This window comes from Corynebacterium stationis (assembly GCF_001941345.1).
Taxonomy (GTDB): domain Bacteria; phylum Actinomycetota; class Actinomycetes; order Mycobacteriales; family Mycobacteriaceae; genus Corynebacterium; species Corynebacterium stationis.
In genome coordinates this window covers 1,066,734-1,085,317 of sequence record NZ_CP009251.1, presented here as the reverse complement: position 1 = coordinate 1,085,317, position 18,584 = coordinate 1,066,734, and the positions used below count along the sequence as shown (strand labels likewise).

General features: G+C 55.4%; 20 protein-coding genes. 5 read left to right on the top strand and 15 right to left on the bottom strand.

Annotation, left to right across the window (positions count from 1 at the left end; all coding sequences use genetic code 11):
- Positions 1 to 22: 22 nt before the first annotated feature.
- The 12 genes from CSTAT_RS05055 to CSTAT_RS05000 all read right to left on the bottom strand — a co-directional run bounded on the left by CSTAT_RS05055 (position 23) and on the right by CSTAT_RS05000 (position 10,050).
- The gene (locus tag CSTAT_RS05055; RefSeq protein ID WP_066840853.1) at positions 23 to 658 is read right to left on the bottom strand and encodes a TIGR02234 family membrane protein; all 636 of its coding nucleotides are present in this window, start codon (positions 656 to 658) and stop codon (positions 23 to 25) included.
- A gap of 17 nt (positions 659 to 675) precedes the next feature.
- Positions 676 to 1,062 carry a phosphoribosyl-AMP cyclohydrolase gene (hisI, locus tag CSTAT_RS05050; protein ID WP_066793231.1) on the bottom strand — a complete coding sequence of 129 codons (387 nt, stop codon included), beginning with the start codon at positions 1,060 to 1,062 and terminating at the stop codon, positions 676 to 678.
- Positions 1,062 to 1,823 (bottom strand): imidazole glycerol phosphate synthase subunit HisF, encoded by a 762-nt coding sequence (gene hisF / locus CSTAT_RS05045; protein ID WP_066840849.1) that lies wholly within the window; start codon positions 1,821 to 1,823, stop codon positions 1,062 to 1,064. The genes hisI and hisF overlap by 1 nt, the downstream gene beginning before the upstream one ends.
- A 35-nt stretch (positions 1,824 to 1,858) precedes the next feature.
- Complete coding sequence (locus CSTAT_RS05040; RefSeq protein ID WP_066793227.1) at positions 1,859 to 2,650, bottom strand: inositol monophosphatase family protein; 792 nt, start codon at positions 2,648 to 2,650, stop codon at positions 1,859 to 1,861.
- Positions 2,647 to 3,432, bottom strand: a complete 786-nt coding sequence (priA, locus tag CSTAT_RS05035; protein ID WP_066793225.1) for a bifunctional 1-(5-phosphoribosyl)-5-((5-phosphoribosylamino)methylideneamino)imidazole-4-carboxamide isomerase/phosphoribosylanthranilate isomerase PriA — start codon at positions 3,430 to 3,432, stop codon at positions 2,647 to 2,649. Before priA ends, CSTAT_RS05040 begins: the two co-directional genes overlap by 4 nt.
- Positions 3,433 to 3,447: 15 nt before the next feature.
- Entirely contained in the window at positions 3,448 to 4,083 is a 636-nt protein-coding gene (gene hisH / locus CSTAT_RS05030) for an imidazole glycerol phosphate synthase subunit HisH (RefSeq protein WP_066840844.1), read from the bottom strand.
- A gap of 3 nt (positions 4,084 to 4,086) precedes the next feature.
- Positions 4,087 to 5,436: an MFS transporter gene (locus tag CSTAT_RS05025; RefSeq protein WP_083640687.1), complete on the bottom strand. Its 1,350-nt coding sequence runs from the start codon at positions 5,434 to 5,436 to the stop codon at positions 4,087 to 4,089.
- A gap of 173 nt (positions 5,437 to 5,609) precedes the next feature.
- Positions 5,610 to 6,212, bottom strand: coding sequence for an imidazoleglycerol-phosphate dehydratase HisB (gene hisB / locus CSTAT_RS05020; protein WP_066840842.1), 603 nt, complete (start codon positions 6,210 to 6,212; stop codon positions 5,610 to 5,612).
- A 1-nt stretch (position 6,213) separates the two neighbouring features.
- Positions 6,214 to 7,326, bottom strand: a complete 1,113-nt coding sequence (locus CSTAT_RS05015; protein ID WP_066840840.1) for a histidinol-phosphate transaminase — start codon at positions 7,324 to 7,326, stop codon at positions 6,214 to 6,216.
- A gap of 15 nt (positions 7,327 to 7,341) precedes the next feature.
- Positions 7,342 to 8,652: a histidinol dehydrogenase gene (gene hisD / locus CSTAT_RS05010; protein ID WP_075722701.1), complete on the bottom strand. Its 1,311-nt coding sequence runs from the start codon at positions 8,650 to 8,652 to the stop codon at positions 7,342 to 7,344.
- Positions 8,653 to 8,780: 128 nt separating this feature from the next.
- The gene (locus CSTAT_RS05005; protein ID WP_066793216.1) at positions 8,781 to 9,326 is read right to left on the bottom strand and encodes a hypothetical protein; all 546 of its coding nucleotides are present in this window, start codon (positions 9,324 to 9,326) and stop codon (positions 8,781 to 8,783) included.
- Between the two features lie 28 nt (positions 9,327 to 9,354).
- Entirely contained in the window at positions 9,355 to 10,050 is a 696-nt protein-coding gene (locus CSTAT_RS05000) for a hypothetical protein (protein WP_244892906.1), read from the bottom strand.
- A gap of 261 nt (positions 10,051 to 10,311) precedes the next feature.
- Between CSTAT_RS05000 and CSTAT_RS04995 the strand changes: the two genes are divergently transcribed.
- The 5 genes from CSTAT_RS04995 to CSTAT_RS04975 all read left to right on the top strand — a co-directional run bounded on the left by CSTAT_RS04995 (position 10,312) and on the right by CSTAT_RS04975 (position 16,333).
- Positions 10,312 to 10,863 carry a TetR family transcriptional regulator gene (locus tag CSTAT_RS04995; RefSeq protein ID WP_075722699.1) on the top strand — a complete coding sequence of 184 codons (552 nt, stop codon included), beginning with the start codon at positions 10,312 to 10,314 and terminating at the stop codon, positions 10,861 to 10,863.
- A gap of 59 nt (positions 10,864 to 10,922) precedes the next feature.
- The gene (gene glgX / locus CSTAT_RS04990) at positions 10,923 to 13,136 is read left to right on the top strand and encodes a glycogen debranching protein GlgX (protein WP_075722698.1); all 2,214 of its coding nucleotides are present in this window, start codon (positions 10,923 to 10,925) and stop codon (positions 13,134 to 13,136) included.
- A gap of 27 nt (positions 13,137 to 13,163) precedes the next feature.
- Entirely contained in the window at positions 13,164 to 14,585 is a 1,422-nt protein-coding gene (locus tag CSTAT_RS04985; protein WP_075722697.1) for a 3'-5' exonuclease, read from the top strand.
- Between the two features lie 110 nt (positions 14,586 to 14,695).
- Positions 14,696 to 15,310 (top strand): hypothetical protein, encoded by a 615-nt coding sequence (locus tag CSTAT_RS04980; protein ID WP_244892905.1) that lies wholly within the window; start codon positions 14,696 to 14,698, stop codon positions 15,308 to 15,310.
- 27 nt (positions 15,311 to 15,337) lie between these two features.
- Positions 15,338 to 16,333: a GTP pyrophosphokinase gene (locus tag CSTAT_RS04975; RefSeq protein WP_075722696.1), complete on the top strand. Its 996-nt coding sequence runs from the start codon at positions 15,338 to 15,340 to the stop codon at positions 16,331 to 16,333.
- A 374-nt stretch (positions 16,334 to 16,707) separates the two neighbouring features.
- On the opposite strand, the gene CSTAT_RS04965 is transcribed toward CSTAT_RS04975, so the two are convergent.
- From CSTAT_RS04965 to CSTAT_RS04955, 3 genes are all read right to left on the bottom strand, one after another.
- A complete protein-coding gene (locus CSTAT_RS04965) occupies positions 16,708 to 17,832 on the bottom strand; it encodes an HNH endonuclease signature motif containing protein (RefSeq protein ID WP_075722694.1) in 1,125 nt (374 codons plus the stop codon).
- 122 nt (positions 17,833 to 17,954) lie between these two features.
- Complete coding sequence (locus tag CSTAT_RS04960) at positions 17,955 to 18,353, bottom strand: RNA-binding S4 domain-containing protein (protein WP_075722693.1); 399 nt, start codon at positions 18,351 to 18,353, stop codon at positions 17,955 to 17,957.
- Complete coding sequence (locus CSTAT_RS04955) at positions 18,325 to 18,567, bottom strand: hypothetical protein (protein WP_066793206.1); 243 nt, start codon at positions 18,565 to 18,567, stop codon at positions 18,325 to 18,327. The genes CSTAT_RS04960 and CSTAT_RS04955 overlap by 29 nt, the downstream gene beginning before the upstream one ends.
- Positions 18,568 to 18,584 lie beyond the last annotated feature (17 nt).

The window sequence follows — 18,584 nt, the reverse complement described above, 5'->3', positions numbered from 1 at the left end:
CTATGGAAAATGAAATCGTGCACTATTTCTGGTGGGGCAAATCCGTGGGATCAATATCTGCATCGAGAGCATCCCACATCACGCGCCCAGAATCCGGGGAATTGCGCAGGTCTTCGGCCAAAGCCTCTTCACGCGCGGCCGAAGTCTCATACTTGTGGGAACGGGGTTTGTCTCCCCCCGGCTGCATCGCCAAGAGCACACCGCCGAATACTGCGGCAGCGCCAGCCGCTACCGCGCAGATGGGACCAAGCTGGGCAACATCGACAGAAACCACCTGCGCCCAGGAAGAAATGGTGACATTGTCCACAGCATTTTGATTAGCTTCACTTGCTTGCAGCAAGTTCTGCGCGCGCTGGGGATCAGCACCACGGGTAAGCAATTGCAGCGGCCCCCACGCCACCGCGGCGCCGGCCAGGGCGGCAATGATGCCGACGATGCGGCGACCAATTCGGCGCAAAGCAAGTCCTGCGAGCACGCCTGCCAAAAGCAGCAGAGTCAGGCCCATGAGCTCTAGCGACCAGAAGCTGCCAATCAAAGGCAAGGTCTGCGCGCCTGAAAGCTCATCTTCTACGTGCGCTGTAACCCAAGTAGCGCGGGATGACAGCCACAAGACAATCGCGGCTATGGCAAAAAGTAGGGGGCCAATACGCCTGCCCATAAAAAGATCACTTCTCCTTAAGAAGGATTCTTAGGTTGTGGGGAAAGCAAGTCATCTGCATCAAAGCAGGTCCGATCACCCGTATGGCAGGCACCACCGGACTGACGAACAGTCAGCAAAATGGTGTCTCCATCACAATCTAGTCGTGCACCGATTACCTCTTGTACATTGCCAGAGGTCTCCCCTTTCACCCAATATCCATTACGCGAGCGAGAGAAATAGGTGCCCTTGCGGGTGTGCAAAGAATGCGCCAGCGCGTGGTCATCCATCCACGCCATCATCAGTACTTCGCCGGTGTCTGCCTGCACAATTGCAGGAACCAAGCCTTGTTCATTGCGTTTTAAACGCGCGGCAATATCCGGTGCCAGGTCATAGTCTGCTGGGCTTGTGGTGTGATTTGTCACTAGCGCACCTCATATCCAGCATATGAAAGCTCTTGCTTTACTTCGGCAATCGTAACTTCCTGGAAGTGGAAAATTGAAGCTGCCAGCACAGCTTGGGCACCGGCTTCGACAGCTGGTGGGAAATCGGCGGCTTTGCCTGCACCACCGGAAGCGATGACTGGCACGGTAACTACCTCACGCACGGCCTTGAGCATCTCAATATCAAAGCCGCCCCGGGTGCCATCGCCGTCCATGGAGTTCAGCAAAATCTCGCCTACTCCCAGCTCTTCGCCACGACGTGCCCATTCCAAAGCATCTAAACCAGCAGACTTGGTGCCACCGTGCGTGGTGACTTCATAGCCGGATGGCTGCTCTGCGGAACGGCGCGCGTCGACAGATAACACGATGCATTGCGAGCCGAAGATATCAGCCAGCTCGCGCAAAAGCTCCGGACGTGCAATCGCAGAGGTATTAACGGAGACCTTGTCGGCACCGGCACGGAGCAACTCGCGAACGTCGTCAGCTGAGCGCACTCCACCGCCGACAGTCAGCGGGATAAAGACCTGGTCGGCGGTACGGCGCACCACATCCAACATGGTTCCGCGTCCGTGCTTGGAAGCAGAGACATCCAAAAAGGTCAGTTCATCTGCGCCGAGTTCGTTATAGCGTTGCGCAAGTTCGACTGGATCCCCAGCATCGCGCAGGTTTTCAAAGTTCACGCCTTTAACAACACGGCCCTGATCAACATCGAGGCACGGAATAACGCGAATTGCCACAGCCATGGCAAGCTCCTTTTAAAATAAGTTTTGTTTTAAATCTATACCTGGCGGGTTCCCACGCCAGTACGCTTGATGGATTCAAGGATGGTGGCATGGACCTGTTCCGTGCCGACCACCAGGCCATGCGAAAAGGCCGTCCAGGGGTTGCCTTCAGGATCAGTGGCAACTCCGCCGACTGCCTGGATAAACAGTGCGCCCGCGGCGTTATCCCACGGGTGCGGAGAAAAGTTCACCGCGCCGTCAAAAACACCTTGCGCAACGAATGCTGAATCCAAGCACACCGAGCCGGTCATGCGTGGGCGCAAGCCCACGCTCCGGAGATCATCGAAAAGCGGTGTCGGCAGATGCGAAGAACACCCAATGTGCCCGCGGGAATCTTCAAAAGGCAAGGCATCTTCCCCACCGCCAAAGCCGGACTCCAAACCACCCAGAGTGCGCAGCTCCATCCCTTCTGCTGCGACTAGACGCCGCTTGAGCAGCGGGAAATTAGCAATCGCAACAATAGGTCGTGCCTCATGCACCAAAGAAACCACTGTGCCGCACAAAGGATTGCCCGCGGCATAGTTCGCGGTGCCATCAACTGGATCCACAACCCACGCGGTCTGATTCAAATCGGCGTTGCCGCCACCTTCTTCGCCATAGACTGGGATGCCGGTGAGCTGGGTGAGCGAGCTGCGCAGATGAGCCTCGATTGCCAAATCTACTTCGGTGGCAAAATCGCCCTCGCCTTTAAACCTAGCGGGTGGGGCGCCTAAGCCATCGATGAAAAGTTGTTCGACATCATCAACCACGGCTTCAGCAATGGCAACCAGCTCTAGCGGTGAGGTCATTCGCGAGACTCCAGCAAATCAATGGGGGTTTCTTCCGGTAATGGCTCTACCTTAGTCACTGCGTCAAGCGCTGTCGCGAGATCGAAGCGGCCTTCATATAAAGCTTTGCCAATGATCGCCGAGTCGATGCCTTCATTTTCATAGCGCGCCAGCTCCAAAACGTCATCCAAGGTCGAAATTCCACCGGAGGCGACAATCTTGGCATCAGTGGCCATGGCAACATCACGCAAAAGCTCAACATTTGGCCCCGTCAAGGTGCCATCTTTCGACACATCGGTGACTACAAAGCGGCTGCATCCTGCTGCGTCGAGGCGTTCAAGTACTTCCCACAGGTCGCCACCATCAGAGACCCAGCCATTGCCGCGGGTACGCCACTGGCCATCGATATTGCGAACGGCGATATCCACAGCAATCTTCTCGCCGTATTCTGCCAACACGCGCGCGATCCACTCTGGGTTTTCTAGGGCCGCGGTACCAATATTGACCCGCTGCACGCCGGTATCCAATGCACGCTTTAACGATGCATCATCGCGGATACCCCCGGTGAGCTCTACCTTGATGTCCAGGTTGGAGATGACTTCTGCCATCAGCTCATGGTTGGAGCCGCGGTTAAACGCCGCATCCAAGTCCACAAAGTGCAGCCACTGCGCACCTTGCTCCTGCCATTTCAGCGCCGATTCCAATGGGGTGCCATAAGACTTTTCGGTTCCGGCCTCTCCTTGGTCCAAGCGGACGGCCTGGCCGTCAACAACATCTACTGCGGGCAATAAAGTAAAGGTCATGGTGCTATATCCTACCTAGAGTTGTTCCAACCAGTTACGCAAGAGGTGCAATCCAGCCTCGCCGGATTTTTCAGGGTGAAATTGGGTGGCCCACAAAGGACCATTTTCCACCGCAGCCACAAACGGATCTTTCTCATGCTGCGCCCACGTCACCGTAGGTGGCGTGGTGATTTCAGTTTCTAATTCCCAGCGGCGCACGCCGTATGAGTGCACGAAATAAAAGCGGGTATCTTCATCGAGGCCGGCAAAAAGTTGTGAATCTTTTTCCATCTTCACGGTATTCCAGCCCATGTGCGGCAAGACTTCCGCATCGAGGCGTTCCACCAGGCCTGGCCACTCCCCGCAGCCTTCGGTGTGGATGCCGTGCTCGTTGCCGGCATCGAAAAGCACCTGCATACCCACACAAATTCCTAGAACCGGACGGCCACCCGCCAGGCGCTGGCCGATGATGCGCGGTCCGTGAATCGCGCGCAGGCCTGCCATGCACGCGGCATACGCACCCACACCTGGTACCAACAGGCCATCAGTTTCTACCGCGACTTTCGGATCGGATGTTACGGTCACATTCGCCCCAACATGTTCTAAAGCACGCTGAGCACTTCGCAGATTTCCGGCTCCGTAATCAAGGAGGGCTACGGATTTCGAAGTCATTATTTATTTTTCCTTTCGCAGGCGCTTGAGGCGAGCTTTAATATTGTCGTATTCAGTTACACGGTGTTTACCAACAACGTAGTCCAAGCTGGTCAGTCCCACTCCGATGAGGATGACCACGGCACCGGCGGCATAACCACCAGCGTAGCCAGCACCGGCTACCACGCCCGCAAACACAATGGAGCCGACACCGGTACCGCCATCATAAGAGATATTCCACAGCGCAGAGGCTTCAGAAGAGCGGGTACGCGGTAGGCGCTGGAACATCGACAGCAAAGCTTCTTGTTGCACCACACCAAAGCCAATGCCAAATAGCGCGGCGGCAACAACCAGCCACCACACCGACCAGCCCGCAAGGATCGCCGCAGCCATCAGTGCCATGCCAACAAAGGATGTGAGCTGGCCAGGGATGTAGAGGCGTCCGGCTTCACCGAAACGGTCGGCGGCAGAGCCGGCAAAATAGCGCGAGACCATCGCGGAACCACCGACGATGGAGAGCATGATGCCGCCCAAAGTCGCACCGGTGACAGGGTCAATATCGGTCACGGTTGCTGGCAAGAAAGACGAGACCAGACCGTAGCTCATCGAAATTGTGCTAAGTCCCAACGCTGGCACCAAGACCAGTTTCCAGATGGAAACGCGTGGGCGTGCACTTTCGCTTGTCGATGCCCCCTCAGTTTCCGTCCTGGGATGGATATCCGGGATTCTAAAGACCATCCCAACTGCGATAACCGCTATGACTGCAGCGGTGATGTAGGTGACCTCGTAGCCCAGCGAGGAAGACATGTACAGACCAATGGGCAAGAAGACCATTTGCGCAGCACCGACAAAGACTCCGAGCACGCCGGTGGCTTTGCCGAGGTATTTCAGCGGCACTAGCTCCGCCATGAGCGCAGATTCCGCAACGGTCAGCGCACCAAAACCGGTGCCACGCAGAGCCGAAAACAGCAAGACCGCCCATGCTTCTGTTCCCAAGAGGTGTCCCAATGCAGGCACACCGAGCATGAACGCTGATACCGCCATCAATCGGCGGTAACCGAACTTCCGCAGCATCCACGGTGTGAAAATCTGTGTGAGAACAGTCGCGGCCATGAAGATACCGGTGGATGCACCCGCTAGAGCTGGTGAACCGCCGGCTTCAATGACCTGCGTTGGAACAACTGGAAGCAAGATCGACCAAGCGCCAAAAGCTGCTGCCACGGCCACCATCGTTGGTGCGAAACCAGGAACCTTCCACAAGGTGACCTTTTCAGGAGCCTGGGTGGCATCTGGCCCTAGCTTCGGCGCAGGGGTTGTGGCGTCATCGAGGGAGTGAAGTCGATTGCGGTTGAAGCTCTTGCTGTTTTTAGCCAATTATTGCATCTCTCCTATCATCCACGCGATTGCGGCACCAGCTGCGGCTAGAGCCAAGACTGCTGCCATAACTGTCCAAAATTTTGAACCTTGCTTATAGGCGCTCCAGGCTCCTCCGACTAGCATGCCGGCAACCATAAACATCAAAATTACAGCGAGGTACACGGCGGAGTCTACAGAGCTCCCTTAGTAGAAGGTATCCCAGTTTGCCGTGGGTCACTTTCTACTGCCTGGCGCAGCGCACGCGCTACAGCCTTGTACTCCGCTTCGGTGATGTGGTGCGGGTCGCGGCCATAACGCACATTGACGTGCAAGGTGGTTTGTGAGTGAATCGCAAAGGTCTCAAAAAAGTGCCGGTTAATCACCGTGGCATAGTGCCCGCCGATGATCTGCCAATCTAAGTTTTCCGGCTCGCCATTCATGACGTAGTACGCACGGCCAGAAATATCAATGACAGCTTCAACTAGTGCTTCATCCATCGGCAAAAGCTGCGAGCCAAAGCGGCGAATGCCCTTCTTATCGCCAATGGCATCAGCAAAAGCGCGACCTAAAACAATCGCGGTGTCTTCCACGGTGTGGTGCGCATCGATTTCAATATCGCCGTGCGCCTTGACCGTCAGGTCAAAGCTGCCGTGGGTAGCGAAAGCCGTGAGCATGTGATCGAAAAACGGCAAGCCCGTGGAAATGTCTGATTTTCCGGTGCCATCGAGGTTGATTTCCACGCGGATATCAGATTCCGAGGTCTTGCGCTCAGCTGCGCCAATTCTTTGTGTCATTTTAGATCTCCTTAACAATCGCAGCTGCTGCCTCCAAGAAGGCATCATTTTCTTCCGGTAAACCAATGGTGGTGCGCAAAAAGCCAGTAATGCCGACATCCCGAATCAGCACGTCGCGTTCCAGGAATTTCTTCCACGCTTCGTGCTGATCTTCAAATTCGCCAAAGAAGACGAAATTCGATTCACTCGGGATGACTTTGTATCCCAGCTTATTCAAGCTTTCAACCACGCGGATGCGTTCGGAAGACAGCTTCGCCACGGTCGATAACGTGTCTTCACTGTGACGCAGCGCGACCACCGCCGCCGCCTGCGTCAGGCTGGAGAGGTGGTACGGCAAGCGAACCAGCATCACGGCTTCAATAAACGCCGGAGCAGCAATGAAATAGCCGACGCGGCCACCAGCAAAGTCGAAAGCCTTCGACATGGTGCGCGAGACCACCAGCTTGGTGGGATATTTCTCCAGCAAGGTCACAGCGGATGGGCTGGGGCTAAATTCAGCATAAGCTTCATCGACAATCACAATGCCCGGGGCAGCCTGAATCAGGGTTTCGATATCAGCGAGACTGGTGACATCGCCCGTAGGATTATTTGGCGTGGTAATAAACACCACGTCGGGTGCATGCTTATCGATGCTTTCCAGCGCCTCGGTGATATCAATCGTGAAATCTTCAGCGCGTGGGCATTCGATAAATTCCGTCTGCGTTCCCCCACTTAAGATCGGGTGCATGGAATAAGACGGAGTAAAGCCTAGTGCCTTGCGTCCCGGGCCCGCGAAAGCTTGCAGTAGCTGCTGCAAAATTTCATTGGAGCCATTGGCCGCCCAGACTTGTTCCTTGGTGACTGCTACCCCAGTTTGCCCGGTGATGTAATTGGCCAGTGATTCCCGCAGCTCCACTGCGTCACGTTCTGGGTAGCGGTTGAGATCGCGGGCGATCTTGCGCACTTCTGCAATCAAATCCGCAATGAGTTCCTCAGACGGCGAGTACGGATTTTCATTGGTATTCAGTTGATAGGCCACGTGCAGCTGCGGTGCGCCGTAGGCAGACTTACCGCGCAGTTCATCGCGCAAAGGCAAGTCATCAACGCTCACGTTGGTAGAAGAATTATCAGTCATGAAAGTCCCTATCCTTTAGTTATCTTCTAAGCGAGCACGGATAGCTTCCCCGTGCGCTGGTAGATTTTCAGCATTAGAGAAGTTGACGACAGCGTCAGCTACTTCTGCTAGACCCTCGCGGCCGTATTCAACAATGTTGACCGGACGCAAGAAAGTCTGAGTGGACAGCCCCGCACTAAAGCGCGCAGTTCCCGACGTTGGCAGCACGTGGTTCGAACCTGCGGAGTAATCGCCCAGCGGCACAGGTGAATAATCACCGACGAAAATAGCGCCCGCGTGCTTGATGCGCTCTGCCACCGCGCGGGCATTTTCTGTCTGTACTTCCAAGTGCTCAGCCGCATAAGCATCGGCTACTTCAATGCCCTGCTCGATGTCATCGACAAGCACAATGCCCGACTGCTCCCCGCGCAACGCCTCTGCTGCACGCTCAGCGTTCGCCGTTGCGGTATAACGCTGCTCGATTTCCTTGGCGACAGCGTCGGCGAGGGTTTCCGAGTCGGTAATGAGCACGCTCGCTGCCATCGGATCGTGCTCAGCCTGCGAGATTAAGTCATAGGCAACATAGACCGGGTTCGCAGACGCATCGGCTAACACAGCAATTTCTGTAGGTCCTGCCTCAGAGTCTGTGCCGACCAGTCCACGCACCAGGCGCTTGGCGGCGGTAACAAAGATATTGCCTGGGCCGGTGACCATATCGACAGGTTCAAGCTCTGCCTCATCATCGCCATAAGCCAACAGCGCAATACCTTGCGCACCGCCAACAGCCCAGACCTCATCCACGCCCAAGATAGCGCAGGTAGCCAGGACCGTTGGGTGTGGCAGACCGCCGAATTCCTTCTGCGGCGGAGAGGCAACGATCAGGGTCGAAGCACCGGCTTCTTGTGCCGGCACTGTGTTCATAATGACTGAGGATGGGTACACAGCCTTGCCACCGGGAACGTAGAGGCCAACGCGCTCTACTGGGCGAAAGACCTCCGTGACAGACGCATCAGGGCCCAAAGAAGTAGTGTGCGATGCTGGCTTTTGCTCAGCGTGAACCTTGCGCACACGCTCAATGGAGACCTCGATGGCCTCTTTAATCTTTGGATCAAGCTGTTTGACCGCATCATCTAGGGCCTGTTGCGGCACGCGGATAGCCTCAGGGCGAATACCGTCGAACTGCTCGCAGTATTTCAGTGCCGCAGCTGCGCCACGATGTTGGATGTCATCGACTATGGGGGCGACTTTTTCCACGACGGAGGCGACCGAAACACCACCGCGAGGAATAATTCGGCGCAATTGGGAGGTAGTTAATTTCCGACCCCGGAGATCGATGACGCGCAGCATTGAGCAGGCCTTTCCAACGAGTATGTTTAGGTGCTTTAACCTATCATACGACCGCTATTGACCCGGCTGAAAATGGGCATCCCTTCCCACAGAATGGACACCCCTGAATCGCGTTTTAATACAGTGATCTAATACAGGGGCTGCCCGACCTCTGTCGGCACAGCTGCAGTTGCTTCTTCACCTGCGCTAGAGCTTTCAATCGTAAGGTACAACCCGGACCAGTAGACCAGCAGGCACACAAAGGGCGCAGCTGCCAGCCCTAACCCTGGATTGAAGCTGGGGACCCAGCTGACTTGGCTTCCTACTTCTGCTGTCACATCTGGCATCGTCGGTGCAATAAATCCTCCAACCAACCAAAAGGCCAGCGAGCCCAGCACTGTCAGCAGAGCCAGATACAGCATGGTTGCTAAACCGCGGCGGGATTTCGCGTATTTAAATACCCCGAAAGCTACTGCCCCAGCGAGCAGCGCCGTAGCCAGCACGAAGGCACCAAAGCCTTGGAATTGCGCATTAGAAGTTGTATCTATGGCAAAACCGCCGCCTTCCACTGCTGTTGCTGTCATCTCCGGGCGCCACAGGCCCCACAAGAGTCCGAAGACGGAAAAGACGATGAGGACTAATGCCAAAAGCCCCGCACCAAAGCCGACGGTGCGGGGAAAAGTTATACGTGCCACGAGAATAAAGAATAACTAATTAAACGGCTTAGTTACAGAACAGCCAGTTGCCGCTCTCATTCTTAAAGCGCATGACTGAGGTATCGACGCCTTCACCGGTGTTGACGGTAACAGTCGCAGAAGCAGTGTCGCCACTGACTGCAAGATCGTCGATGGACTGCACGCCCGCTGCGTTCCAGTTATCGCTGACCTGGTTCATTGGGATCTGTGGGAAGACGCTGTAGTCGACGTTGTGGAGGTCTGGGTTTTGCTCAAGCACCTGAGTACAGGTGTGCTCTGGGATGTAGCGCATGTAAGAGCGCATGTCGCCTACCTCATACCAGCCGTTGACCAGCTTGGAGATGGCTCCGCGGGTGGCCTCATCCGCTGGTTGGCCACCTTGAACCGGCTGCAATTCCTCAGCGGCTAATGGGTTACCAGCCGCAGCATCAGCGGCACCGGCTGCAGCTGCAGGATCGGTTCCCTGCCCGCTTTCAGGTTCCTGGGTTTCTGCCGGGGTTTGAGTCGTAGGCTCTGCCTCTTCAGAAGTTTCCTTGGCCTTCGACGTCGTGGTCTCTACAGAAGAGGTCTCCTTTGAAGAGGTGGCCTCTACCGTGGAAGTAACCGCAGAAGTAGATGGCGCAGCCGTTTCCTCGCTTTCATCAGAGCCACATGCAACGAGAGCAAATGGCGTAACCAGCGCGAGTGCGGCGGCGGACAATTTCATCGGGCGTGGAAAAGACAAGTTTTCTCCTGTATTAGTGTGTGCTTGCTGTCAAAGGCTGATTCGGTCATCACAAGAGCATCACTAGAGGCTCAAGTCTTAGACGCCAAACTTCCTATCTATACATCGCAACAGACATCGTGTGCGTTATATCCTAACAATGCAAACTTCCCCAGCCCTTTAAGGAATCCTCAAAGCTTGCTGTGAACATAGACCTCGCCAAGCGTAGACCTCACTAGCCTCGGTCTACGTTTAGACAATGCTCAGGTAGACTTCCTCAATGTGCAATTGACCCGCGAAGATATCATCACCACAGCCGTAAAACTGCTTAATACTTACGGTTTTGCGGATATGACCATGCGCAGAATCGCCACCACCTTAGGCGTGGTCCCCGGCGCGCTGTATTGGCATGTTGCCAATAAGCAAGCGCTGATCGCAGAAATTGCTGCGAGTTTTATCACTCATCTCGATGGTGCTTCTACTTTGGAGCTGGTCGCAAATTTGCGGAAAATCCTTCTCGCTCACCGCGATGGCGCGGAGTTAGTCACCGCTGCCCTTTCTCAAGCCGACTCGCCTACGTGGACGCAGCTTACTGAAAAATTCGCCGACGCCTTGCGCGAAACTGGCGCTGATGACTCAGCGCGACGTATCGCCGCTGAAACTTTGGTCCATCTTGTACTGGGCACTACCGTGATGGATCAAAACCGCGCCCAGCTCGAAGAGCTGACCAAAACCAGCACCGCCGATGACGCTGATGAGTCCACCTTCGCGGACTCTTCGCTGCTGCAAGGCGCAGAAATCATCATCGCCGGGGTTCGGCAAGTTACCCCTTAGTTATTTAAAGATGCTGTATAAGACGCCAAAAGCATGCGAGTGCGTTAAGCTTTTCACTCATGATGGCATCGAGTAGTTCAATAACACAACCATGGCCAGGAACTCCTTACCCGTTGGGTTCCTCGTTTGATGGCGCGGGTACTAACTTTGCAATCTTTTCGGATATCGCCGAAAAAGTAGAGCTCTGCCTGATTGAAGAGGACCTCAGCGAAGTCCGCATTGAGATGGAAGAAGAAACCGCTCACGTCTTCCACTGCTACCTTCCGACCGTGGGGCCAGGCCAGCGCTATGGCTACCGCATCCATGGCCCGTACGATCCTGAGCAGGGCCTGCGTTGCGATCCCAGCAAGCTTTTGGTTGACCCTTATGCCCGAGCCTTCGAAGGCGACTTCGACGGCGATGCCTCGCTCTTTTCTTATGACGTACATGCTGAGCCAGCGGGCACTGGGCGCAACGAAGAAGATTCTTTGGGACACACGATGTTGTCCGTGGTCATCAATCCTTACTTTGACTGGAAGGGCGACCGCCCCCCGAACACTCCGGAAACTAACTCCGTCATTTATGAAACCCACGTCAAGGGTATGACCATGACGCATCCAGATGTGCCGGAGCATCTGCGCGGAACCTACGTTGGCATGGCACATCCCTCGATCATTAAGTATTTCCAAGACTTAGGGGTAACAGCTGTAGAGCTGCTACCAGTTCATCAGTTTTTGCAGGATGACCGTCTGCGCCAATTAGGCCTGCGCAATTACTGGGGCTATAACACTTTGGGGTTCTTTGCTCCCCAGCAAGATTATGCAGCCGATCCAACTCCTGGTGGTGCTGTCGCGGAATTCAAGGCGATGGTGCGCGCGTACCACGCTGCCGGAATCGAGATCATCCTAGATGTCGTCTATAACCACACTGCGGAAGGCAACCACCTCGGCCCCACTATCGCTTTCCGCGGTATCGACAACCTCGCCTACTACCGGCTAGTCGATGAAGATAAGTCGCAGTACATGGACTACACGGGCACAGGCAACTCTTTAAATGTCCGCCATCCGCACTCCTTGCAGTTGATCATGGACTCTTTGCGGTACTGGATTACGGAAATGCACGTCGACGGTTTCCGCTTCGACCTCGCAGCGACTTTGGCGCGTGAGCTGGATGACGTCGATAAGCTAGCGACATTTTTTGACCTTGTCCAGCAAGACCCCGTGGTTAGCCAGGTTAAACTCATCGCGGAGCCGTGGGATATCGGCCATGACGGCTACCAGGTGGGCAACTTCCCGCCAATTTGGAGCGAGTGGAACGGTAAGTACCGCGATACGGTGCGCGATTTCTGGCGCGGCGAACCAGCAACCCTTAGTGAATTTGCATCGCGATTAACCGGTTCGTCGGATCTATATGCCAACAATGGCCGTCGCCCGACTGCCTCGATTAACTTCATCACTGCACATGACGGCTTCACCCTGCGCGACTTGGTCTCTTTTAATGAAAAGCACAACGAGGCCAATGGTGAAGACGGGCGCGATGGTGAATCGCATAACCGCTCGTGGAACCACGGCGTGGAAGGTTCTACCGATGATGAAGATATTCTGCGCCTGCGCCGTCGCCAGCAGCGCAACTTCCTCACCACGTTGCTACTCTCTCAAGGCACGCCCATGATTTCACATGGCGATGAGATGGGTCGTACACAAAATGGTAATAACAATGTCTACTGCCAAGATAATGAAACTGCCTGGATGGACTGGTCACTACTGGAATTGGACAAGCCTTCCGAGCTTTATGCCTTTACCAAGCGCGTCATTGCGATTCGCCGCAACCACCCAGTCTTTCGACGCCAGCGCTTTTTCTCCGGCGGCCCGCTTGGTGCCGATGTTCGCGACCGCGACATTGCATGGCTCGTGCCTTCGGGAAGATTGATGGACCAAGATGACTGGGATCATGATTTTGGCAAGGCCCTGATGGTCTACCTCAACGGCAATGCCATTACCGAACCTGGCCCCGCGGGCCAGAAAATCAAAGATGACTCTTTCATCATGATGTTCAATGCGCATGATGAAGCTATTGAATTTCGACTGCCTAGGCAAGATTTAGGTGCGAAATGGCAATTGATGGTCGACACTGCTTTCCGCGGTGGGTACCCCAAAGAAGACACCATCTTAGAGGCAGAGGGTACGCTTTTAGTTCAACCCCGTTCGACTCTAGTCTTGAAACAGACTGAGCCGCCGGTTTTTAGTCCCTCCCCTTCTGCAGAGTCTGAAGACGAAGCAGAAGAGCAGCAGTAAATTCGCAGAAAGGCATGAGCACCTAACGTGACGGTTTCAACACTCGGAGCTTCGTTGTCGATTTCCCAGGGCAACCTGGTCTATGTTCCCTCGCAGCTAACAGCCTCGCTAACGGGCGAATTGCGCCGTGAGATTGCCCTGGCAGATATCGACGCTGTCGATGCCGTCCAGCCCACCGCAGCCGCTTCGGGCCGAATTGTCATCAGCTTTGCAGATACTAAGAATGCAGAGTGGGCAATCGCCTTTGCTCCAAATCAAGATGCCCAAGGCTGCGCGGAGTGGATCAATGATGTGCGCTCGGGAAAAATCACCGAAGACCACAGCAGCCCCGCAGCAGGTGAGCTTGCCGCCACCTCTACCCCAGGCTTGGACTTTGTCGCCGTCGATGTCGAGACTGCAAACGGCAACTGGGCGTCTATTTGCCAAATTGGCGCTGTGCGTTTTGTCAATGGCGAAGAGACAGAATCCAAAGTGTGGCTGTGCCAACCGCCCGCAGGGATTGAGCACTTTGAAGACGTCAACATCTCCATCCACGGCATCACGCCTGACGATGTCAAAGACGCCCCAACTTTTGCCGAAGCAGCCGGTGAATTGCTGACTTTCCTGCGTGACGATGTCCTCGTCGCGCACAATGCGCAGTTCGATTCCACGGCTTTGCGCTCAGCATTCTTGCGTACCCAGATGCCCGTACCGCAGATTTCTTTGGCGTGTTCTTTGGCGTTGGCGAGGTATGCATCGAAAAGCAAAGTGCTCAAGGTCGCCAACCACAAGTTGCCTACCGTGGCCAAGGCGGTGGGCTTCGGCAGCTTCCAGCACCACGATGCGCTTGACGATGCCCGCGCTGCCGGCCACATCATCTCCGCCCTCGCGCCGGCTTTCGCGAACGGTGCTGGCGAGCAAACCATCCGCGACGTATTCGATGCCCAGGGCTTCCAACTGGGCACCATGTCGGCTGAGCACATCATGCCGGTGCTGCGGAAAGATACCGCCCCAATTTCTCCTGAAGATTTGGGCGCGGGTACTGATTTCCGTGACCGCACCTCATCCGACCCCTGGGGTTCGGCTGAGCCGGCGGAGAAGAAAGAGCCTGCGAAGAAGGGCCAGCGCCGCCCCGCCCCGTGGGAGTCCGTGGCTACCCCGGATACCATTCCAGACCCGAATCCTGATGCGGATAAGGACTCGCCTTTGTATGGCCAGCATGTCACTTTGACCGGCGATTTTGAACCTTTTGATAAGGGCGTGTTGTGGAACGGGATTGCGCACCACGGCGGCCAGGTGGGCAAGAATGTCACTAAGAAGACCACCATTTTGGTGCTCGGCGAATGGGCAACGACCACTTCGAAGGAAAAGCGTGCGGATGAGCTCAATGAGAAGGGCCAGGGCATTGAAAAATGGCCGGCTTCCAAGCTCTTTGAGGTCTTAGAGTTAGAAACCGAACCACCGTTTTAACGACGTACTTCCCGGGATAAATTCCTCAAGATTTTATCCCGGAACCTTTGGGCAGCACGCGCAGTCCTAGAAAGGTACTAACCTTTCTGAGATTTTGGAGAATCCCTGCCGTGCTCACTGATCTTGCTTCCCGTCCTCTCCCCTCCCTAGCGCAGACTCAGCCCCAGTTTTCGGTGCGGGAGATCTTTCCGGCCCTGCACGCAACGTCTTGGGTGAAGTCGCGGCCTTTATCCGATGATGGGTTTTCTGACTCGCTTGCGACGTTGGCGCTATCGCCGGGTCTGCGCGTGGGCTTGCAGGCCGGCGGGTGCAAGATTAGCCAGCGTGGCCTCGATAGCTTAGGGCTGAGCATCCAGGCTGCATGGGACTTAGCTGCTTTAAATTTAGAACGCGCCGCCCGCACTCCGGCCGGTCTGGAATTTTCTACCCGATCTGTCAGCGCACGTTTTGGCCCGCGACTGCCGGCTGGGGTGGAAATTAAAGTCCGTGGCGCTGATGCACAGGCGTGGCTCGCGCACCCGCAAACTTTTACTATCTTGCACCATCATCTTTTGCGCATTCTGCGCGCCCAGCAACTGACCTATCTCTTGCCCGATTCCCAGTCCCTCGTGGCTTTTATTGATGTAGCCCCTAAAGCATTGACGGGATTCGCTGCGTCATGGCCCAGCCCGTGTGCCTACCCGTTATTATGGTCACATGGATTCCCGCAGGAATTTCGTACTTAGCTTTCTGGCAAAGGAGCGCTTTTCATCATGGCCGAATCACCCATCTCGAAACTGAGCAATCAGTACCACGAATGGGTACGCGTGCATCCGCGTGCCGCGCGCGATTTTCGTGATGCCATCGAAGACCTCCTCAATGACGCCGGTGTGATTTTTGACCGCGTCGCGGCGCGCGTCAAGACTTGGCCCTCGTTGAAGGCGAAGGCCAAAAAGCGCAATGCTAACGGCGATGTGGTCTATCCACACCCATGGGACGATATCCACGACATCGTGGGCGTGCGCGTCAATGTCTTTCACTCCACGATGATTCCTGAAGCCTTAACTATTTTTGGGGATTCTTTTGAGGTCATTAAATCCGTGGACAAAGCTGCTGAAACTCGTGTCGCTGGCGGCTTTGGCTACGGCTCCCACCACTTGGTTCTGCGCGTGACCGAAGATATGGAAGATTTAGCTGACTACGTCGGCATGCGCTTTGAGGTGCAAATCCGCACGGTCTTGCAACATGCCTGGGCCGAATTTGAGCACGATATTCGCTATAAGCAAGGCCCCGGCGCCCAGCCACCGCAGGTCGATAGGCTCTTTACTTTGGCCGCTGGCTTGATTGAACTCGCGGACAATCAATTCGATGAAATCGCAGCGCTCAAAGATCCTGATGAGCACACTGATTCTGATATCCAAATCTCCGCGGAAACCCTCCCCGGCATTTTGGCGGTGCTGCTTACGGGCCGCTTCCCGCGTTCGCGTTCTGAGCACTACCGCTGGCTCTCTGATTTGCTAGAAACCAACGGCATTACCACCATGGGGCAGTTGGAAAACCTCCTCAATGAGCACGATATCCAAACAGTTCACGACGCGATGAAGTACCGCTTCCGACCGGGCCAAGTACGGCTTATCGATGACCTCTTGCTCAACCGCTTCGGCGAATCCCACATCGATGCCACCGCCGAGACCGGCACTCGCAGCGACCGTCGCCAGCGGCTTGTCTCCCGCCTGAAGGCTCTACGCTCCATGCGCAACAAGCAATAATCTCGCTGCGCGCTTAGCAAGCTAAACCCGGAATCTATTCAGATTCCTCGCCGCTTTGCGCCCTTTGTTCGCCCTGCGCCTTTGGCTCACTTGGCGCCCCTTTTGCATGCGGAGGCACGCCTCCATAACGACCAGTTTCCCAGCTTCTAAAGCTATTTCCCTATTGATAATCAGCAGCTCCGAAAACCCCGTTAAATATCGGTTGTTGTCCGCCTCCGCATGACTCTCCCGGTAGATTTTAGGATCGCCGATTTTCACCGCACCCGCCATTGCGGATTCGGTTCGTTTCCCAAAAAGCGATCGCGCAACTACCCCGCTATTCCGCAAATTTTAATCAAGGCTTAGGCAATTACCGCGGTTTCGGCGCAGGACTCTTAGATGAGGTTCATCGCTCCCATGCTGCTCACGTGGTGGGTGTTGCCCACAAACTTGCCGCCTGGGGTGTGCAGGCGGACTTTGCCGCGGTGGCGTCGCATCCGGCCGCGCTTGGGTTTACCCGGACTCGGTCGCTTCCGTTTCTTCCGCGGACCATCGTCGTCGTTGACGCCGTTGTGGTACTTACACAACATGGTCAGATTCGACGGTTTCGTGTGTCCGCCGTGTTTGTGGGCGTCGATGTGGTGAACTTGGCATCTATCGGCTGGTACGTTGCAGTCTGGCCACGGGCACACGAGGTTCTCTGCCATGGCGAGAGTGCGCAGCTTGTCGGACGCGAAGCGTGCCTCATAAAGGTTGACCGGTCCGGCGGTAGGGTGAAAGAGCCCGACATAGAGCTTGTCGCCAAGTGAGCCTTCCATTACGGCGTTGATGAACTCAGCGCCGGTCATGGTCGTACCGTCGGATAAAGCAACAACGACGTCCTCGCCTTTGCCGCAGGAAACTTTCGCGAAATCATCAAGACCAATAGCAATCACGGTGCGGTATTCAGGGCGGATAAGCCCGGTGCCGGTGCCTTCGATGAGGTCCCAGAAGGGTTCGAGCAATGCCTCGGAGCGTGGCTGGTCGTCGTTGGTGATGGCAGCATCAAGCGTCTTTTCTAAATCAGTAATACGGCGCTGAGTATCAGTGATGCTAATAGTGCGCAGGCCGTCTACAACGCGGCCAAGGCGCACCCCCGGTTTCTTCTTGGTGTCGCCACCTTCTTCAGTAACGCGTTTCTTGGCGTGCGCCTCGACTTCTTCAAAAGTTCCTTCATAGGCGATGAGTTCAGCGCGTAATTTCCACGCGGCACCGCGGGCTTTAAGTTTCTTAGCGTGCTTATTGACCATTTCTAAATACTCAATGCTTAACTCGCGCTCTTCGGCGAGAGCAACAGCGTCGCGCTGCACCTTAGGAGAATCAGCCGGACCGAAGAAAACTGTGGCAAGGCGAGTGTATTTACGCGCAGTCTTAAGCGACATCACGCTACTGACAAGATCATAGGGAGAGCAGTCATAAACATCGCGAAGGATACTTATGCCGCTTGTGTAGAAACGCTCTAAAAGCTGGAAACCTTTCATAACTTCGACACTAAAAGCCGGCGCAATCCCGCACCAGAACAAGTTCAAAAACCAGCGAGAATTTCACATGACACGTCACCCAAATGACGAAGTTATCCACAGGCGCCGCAATTAGGCGCTAATTAACGGCGCTTACCGAGAAATTTCTCCATGTCGCGGCGTTCCTTTTTCGTGGGACGGCCAGCGCCTGGATCGCGGCGCGGCACGGCCGGCATAAATTCCGGCGGCGGAGGCGGTGGCGCATGGTCTGTATAGCACGTCCGCGCAACGGGAGCGCCGACGCGTTTGCGAATGGTGCGCAGAATCTCCAAGTCGTGTTCGTGGTGGTTTTTCCACACGCGAACACGGTCACCAGGCACGACCTGCTGGGCAGGTTTGACCGCATTGCCGTTGAGCTTTACATGCCCCGCGCGCACTGCATCGGCAGCCTCGCCGCGGGTTTTAAACATACGCACGGCCCAGACCCAGGCGTCAATGCGTACGGGCAGTCCGTCAGTATCCGCTGTTGTTTTCGTTGACAATCTTTTGAATCTTTACCCAGTTAGATACGCCGCCGACGACAGCTACGACCAAACCGATAGACATCCAGAACCAGAAGCTACCCGAGAGCACCAACGCGGCAAGCACACCGCCACCAAGACCGGCGGCAACTGAGATCACACCATTGCGGGCGTGCTTGCGGACTTTCTGCTTCTTCAGCTCAATTGGGTTATTAGGACGGGGCTGCATTGTCATGGGATATATCCTAGTCG

Excerpts from the sequence above, each read along its gene's own strand:
- CSTAT_RS05015 (WP_066840840.1), bottom strand. The coding sequence starts at position 7,326 with ATGACTGATAATTCTTCTACCAACGTGAGCGTTGATGACTTGCCTTTG.
- CSTAT_RS04955 (WP_066793206.1), bottom strand. The coding sequence starts at position 18,567 with ATGACAATGCAGCCCCGTCCTAATAACCCAATTGAGCTGAAGAAGCAG.
- CSTAT_RS04975 (WP_075722696.1), top strand. The coding sequence starts at position 15,338 with ATGGCCGAATCACCCATCTCGAAACTGAGCAATCAGTACCACGAATGG.
- CSTAT_RS05055 (WP_066840853.1), bottom strand. The coding sequence starts at position 658 with ATGGGCAGGCGTATTGGCCCCCTACTTTTTGCCATAGCCGCGATTGTC.
- hisB (WP_066840842.1), bottom strand. The coding sequence starts at position 6,212 with ATGACACAAAGAATTGGCGCAGCTGAGCGCAAGACCTCGGAATCTGAT.
- glgX (WP_075722698.1), top strand. The coding sequence starts at position 10,923 with ATGATGGCATCGAGTAGTTCAATAACACAACCATGGCCAGGAACTCCT.
- hisF (WP_066840849.1), bottom strand. The coding sequence starts at position 1,823 with ATGGCTGTGGCAATTCGCGTTATTCCGTGCCTCGATGTTGATCAGGGC.
- CSTAT_RS04965 (WP_075722694.1), bottom strand. The coding sequence starts at position 17,832 with ATGAAAGGTTTCCAGCTTTTAGAGCGTTTCTACACAAGCGGCATAAGT.
- CSTAT_RS05040 (WP_066793227.1), bottom strand. The coding sequence starts at position 2,650 with ATGACCTCACCGCTAGAGCTGGTTGCCATTGCTGAAGCCGTGGTTGAT.
- hisH (WP_066840844.1), bottom strand. The coding sequence starts at position 4,083 with ATGACTTCGAAATCCGTAGCCCTCCTTGATTACGGAGCCGGAAATCTG.
- priA (WP_066793225.1), bottom strand. The coding sequence starts at position 3,432 with ATGACCTTTACTTTATTGCCCGCAGTAGATGTTGTTGACGGCCAGGCC.
- hisD (WP_075722701.1), bottom strand. The coding sequence starts at position 8,652 with ATGCTGCGCGTCATCGATCTCCGGGGTCGGAAATTAACTACCTCCCAA.